The sequence below is a fragment of the Planctomonas deserti genome (assembly GCF_003067705.1).
GTDB classification, from domain to species: Bacteria; Actinomycetota; Actinomycetes; order Actinomycetales; family Microbacteriaceae; genus Planctomonas; species Planctomonas deserti.
Map to the genome: position 1 here is coordinate 1 of NZ_QANL01000051.1, position 710 is coordinate 710.

Annotated in this window: 1 protein-coding gene; it reads left to right on the top strand. The window is 64.4% G+C overall.

Annotated elements, in window-relative coordinates:
* Window positions 1–558 (top strand): topoisomerase C-terminal repeat-containing protein (locus tag DAI20_RS19475; protein WP_497802638.1); only part of this gene is annotated, 558 nt, incomplete at its 5' end.
* Window positions 559–710 lie beyond the last annotated feature (152 nt).

The following is a 710-nucleotide window of genomic DNA, read 5'->3' on the forward strand; positions in this document are numbered from 1 at the left end:
GAACTGTTCCTGATGCCGCGCGCGCTGGGCGAGGACAACGGCGAGCCGGTCAGCGTCGGCATTGGTCGCTTCGGCCCGTTCGCCAAGCGTGGCAGCACCTATGCCTCGCTGAAGAAGGAAGACGACCCGTACACCATCGACCTGGCCCGCGCCGTGTTCCTGATCGAAGAGAAGGAAGAGATCGCGCGCAACCGGATCATCAAGGAGTTCGAGGGCAGCGACATCCAGGTGCTGAACGGCCGCTTCGGCCCGTACATCAGCGACGGCAGGATGAACGGCAAGATCCCCAAGGATCGCGAGCCGGCATCGCTGACCCTGGCCGAAGTGCAGCAGCTGATGGAAGAAACCGGCAAGCCGGTGCGCAAGGGCTTCGGCGCCAAGAAGGCCGCTGCGAAGAAGGCACCGGCCAAGAAGGCTGCGGTGAAGAAGGAAGCCGCGCCGAAGAAGGCCGCTGCAAAGAAAGCGCCTGCCAAGAAGGCCCCGGCCAAGAAAGCGGTGAAGAAGGCGGCCGCGAAGAAGGCACCGGCCAAGAAGGCCGTCAAGAAGGCCGCGAAGTAGCTCCACGCCATGCGTGGGTGAGGTTGCAAGGTGTGCGGACCAACGGTCCGCACCTACCATCCGCACCCACCACCCCTTCTGCACGCAGCAGGGAGATAATGGAGGCCCACGCCGGGCCGGTCGCCGCCATGAAAGAACTCACCCTGGACTCT